This window comes from Psychrobacter sp., from assembly GCF_030457785.1.
Lineage (GTDB): Bacteria > Pseudomonadota > Gammaproteobacteria > Pseudomonadales > Moraxellaceae > Psychrobacter.
Genome location: NZ_JAKDUI010000234.1, coordinates 1 through 3,887 on the forward strand (window position 1 = coordinate 1; position 3,887 = coordinate 3,887).

A 3,887-nucleotide genomic window follows, 5' to 3' on the forward strand; every position below is an offset into this window, starting at 1 on the left:
TAAAAGAGGGGCTGCGATTTAGCAGCCCCTTTTTTTCTACAGTCTGATGCTGTTATAGCAGAATTAAATGCCGTTCAAGAAGGTCATCAATGTTTGTTGATCTGCGGCAGATAACTGCGTGAATCGATTTTTTGTTTCTTCTGCTTCACCACCATGCCATAGTATCGCTTCGGCTAAACTACTGGCGCGGCCATCATGTAAGAATCGAGCTTCTGGGTCGCTAGCCACAATACCAATACCCCATAATGGTGGTGTGCGCCACTCAAAACTCTCTGCGTTTTTCTCTTTCACGCCATCATCGAGTCCTGTACCCATATCGTGCAGTAATAGGTCTGTATAGGGATAGATGGTTTGTTGAGACAATGACGGGAAGCGCTCGCTATTTGCCGTTTGTTGTTTGGGTGTATGGCAGCTAGCGCAGCCAACTTCTGCAAACAACTGAGCGCCTTTATTAAAAGTAGGTAAATCCTCTATGCGGCGTTCAGGAACGGCTAATGCTGTCATAAAATCAGTCACTGCATCTAAGCTGCTATCTGATACCTCTGGACTGCCACCATTCACTGCGGTCCAACAGATGGGTTGGTTTATTGTGCAGTTGGGGTCCATAAACACGGAAGTGGTCAACCCCATATCTTGGGACATAGCATTGGCATTTTGCGTACGTAGACTGGTATTAATGGCTTTCCAACCAAAGCGGCCAACTCGTTGCTCGCTACCTTCATCGACCCAATGTACGCGGCCACTGATATGATCGTTATTGCTATCTTCGGGGTCAGCGGCAGCGACAATACTGTCCTCAGAAATCAGATCTAATAAGCCCATACCGACCAGCTGTGGTGAGATTCTCCCGCTAATGGCTGTGTCTCCTAATGGCTGGTTAGCGTCAGTTGGGGTAAAGCTAAATTGGATACCAGCAGGTGTATTAGCCTGCTCGGAAACTGTAGAGTAGCGCATGATACCTTCGGTGGCGATACTAAGGTCAATGCTTTGATGTTGCATTTGCTCACCGTAATGCGGGTGTGCTTGGCCTTGTTTGTCACCTAGTCGAAATAAAATAGCATCACTGAGCATGCCATCAGCAGCATAAATAGGTTTGCGTCCTTCTGCGCTATGGCATTGGGTGCAGGCATTTGCGTTGAAAATGGGCCCGACACCATCAAATAGTACACGGCCTACATTTGCAGGGGTCCACTCTGTAATAAATAACTCACGACCAGGAGATACCCCACCTAAAGCGCTGCTCGGCAAGTTTGGCATGATTTGTAAAAAAGGCTGTGAGATATCTGCTGAGATAGTAGCGCTGCCACCCGCTGGCTGCCAGTTGGTATCGACCTCTGGGCTGTCAGGTATGCTCGGGGTGTTGCTATTTGAGTTGTTTGAATCTTCTGAGTCGCCACAAGCACTCAACAGCAATGCCATGCTGACACTTAGTAGCGTGTTACGCATAGCGGTGGAAGATATGGACGGTGAACAACTGGATCTGATTGACGATGTTGATCGTAAAGACATGAGATGACCTAAAATGGCTGAGGATATCGTTGGCTGAGAAGGCGTTTTGATATTAGGGCGAGTTGAACAAACATAATTAAACAAGCCCGATAATAATGGTATAAATGACGAAGTAAGTTATAGTGAGCTATACAATAGTTCACTAGAATGATTACTGAGAGTAAACCCCAGCATCAAGTAATACCTCTATCGTCACTGAATGAATAAAAGCACCAGTCACCTGCACCTAAGTGATAGGGCAGGTGACTGGTTTTTAGTTACAGTTGGCTAGGTAGTGTCACTGGAATGGGGTTGTTATACATCCAAAAATTGGTAGTATTTTCATTGCCCAATGATCCTTCAAAGCTCCAACCCCAAGTAAATAGGTCTTCATTTTGCTCTTCATCAGTATCATTTGGCTCGAAATCATTGTCATTAGCAATATGATGCAAGGCACCCATTGCCATGTTTTCGATATCTTCTAGGTTAGGCAGTTTGTTCGTTGGTTCATCTAGGTTGTCATAGTTGGTTCTACCTTCACTATTGGTTTCACCAAACATGCCCCACGAATAGAGTACGCCATCATTTACTGAGCCGTTAGCTGTGGTGACGTCATCTAGCAGCACATAGCTGGCGTTACCATTGGCATAAACACGGCGCACTTCCTTGTCAGTAAACCAAGTCAGTTTGGTTGGCGCGGTAATGGTAAGATCCCACGCTGATTCAGTCTCACTGTAGATATCGCCGTTGTAACCTACTTGGCTAGAAGCATTTAGTCCCCAGCCATAAACGGATTCTTGGTTGGTCAGTGCTAACACATGATCTCGTCCAGCAGCCAACTGAGTGACTTTTTCTACTTCTGTTGTTGCGCTAGTATCAGATGAATCCGTAGCACTGGTGCTGTTAAGGACATCAATAAGCACAGGTTGGGCGTTGACATTGATGCAGTCATTAGCAGTAGTACAAGCGGTACCTTTGCCTAGGTTGGCATACATGTCGCTACCCCAGCCCCAGACTTGACCTTTATCATCTAGCGCATAGGAGCTATTGGCACTAGCAACGACTTGTACGATGCGTCCAATATTTGTAGCCGCTGAAAAATCAACCTCAACAGGCGTGCTGCTATCTGTGCTTGTCCCATCACCGAGCTGACCTTGAGCGTTGTAACCAAATGCCCAAACGCTACCATCTTCAGTAAGTACCAGGTTGTGCCCATAGCCAGCTGCGACCATGACCGCATTTTCAATACCTGCGATGGCACTGATATCCAGACGACAGTCTTCGGTACCGCTACAGTCATTACGACCAATATCACCACGACCCAACTGTCCGTATTCATCTTCACCCCAGCTATATACTTGGCCTGTTTGGTCGATAGCGAGTGAGTGGTTTTGATTAAAACTTATGGATAGCAAGTTTTCCGGTGCACTGTTCATCAGCATAGGTGTGCTTGGGTGTCCCATAGCATCGGAAAATCTGGTGGTTAGTCCAAGACCTGTTTGTCCATAGTTATTACGGCCCCAACCATATAGTTGACCATCACGCAAGGCTGCAGTATGAGCACCGCCCGCAGCGATGGTATCACCCAAGTAAATGGTTTTGGTGGTGCTCATGCTGTTACCAGCATTGTCTGTGGCTTCTAAAACAATGGTGTTTTCACCCAATGCTAATGAGATGCTGTCATTGAAATTACCGTCGGTATCTAGTGTTACTGTTTGAGCAGGATTGTCATTCTGCGTGTAGGTTAAAGACTTGATACCACCTTCATCTTGCACTTGTCCTGACACAAACACGGCTGCGATTGCACTATAACCATCTTCGAAGTTGCTATCAGTGGTCAATAATGGTGGCGTCGCATCTACAATAGTGGTGGTCGTATCAGAATCGCTATTGCAAGCTGTTAGGGCTAATGTAGCAGCCACGCAAGCAATGGCATGTGTAAGACGATTTAAGCGCATAAAAAACCTCGAGAGATGCAAAGGGGTGATTGAGTGATAAGTACAGTAAGAATACAGCAATAATTGAATGCAAATAATATTACAAATGATAGTTATTATCAATATATATTTGAATGTAGATTAAAAAAAGCCTTTTTATATGAGGCTTTTTTGTCAAATCTTAAAACGTGCGCTATAAAATGAGTGCTACAGCCATTTAAGTCGTTTAAAGTTGTAGTATAGAGTCCCACACAATGCACCAATAATAATCATGATGACTAGGTACGAATAGCGCCAATGCAGCTCAGGCATAAAATCAAAGTTCATACCGTAGATACCAGCGATGGCAGTAGGGACAGCTAATATACCTGCCCAAGCAGCAAGCTTTCGGACGACTTCGTTCTGTCCCATATCGACCATAGCCATATAGGTATTCATCATCACGCTTAGCATCTCATTTAG

3 protein-coding genes are annotated in these 3,887 nt (G+C 45.3%); all 3 read right to left on the reverse strand.

The window, feature by feature from the left end:
* Nucleotides 1-63 precede the first annotated feature (63 nt).
* Complete coding sequence (locus L0J61_RS09855; RefSeq protein ID WP_301466272.1) at nt 64-1,509, reverse strand: di-heme oxidoredictase family protein; 1,446 nt, start codon at nt 1,507-1,509, stop codon at nt 64-66.
* Between the two features lie 257 nt (nt 1,510-1,766).
* On the reverse strand, nt 1,767-3,446 hold the full coding sequence (locus L0J61_RS09860) for a chromosome condensation regulator RCC1 (protein ID WP_301466273.1): 1,680 nt from the start codon (nt 3,444-3,446) through the stop codon (nt 1,767-1,769).
* A 186-nt stretch (nt 3,447-3,632) separates the two neighbouring features.
* A partial coding sequence (locus tag L0J61_RS09865) for a CorA family divalent cation transporter (protein ID WP_301466274.1) occupies nt 3,633-3,887 on the reverse strand: 255 nt, incomplete at its 5' end.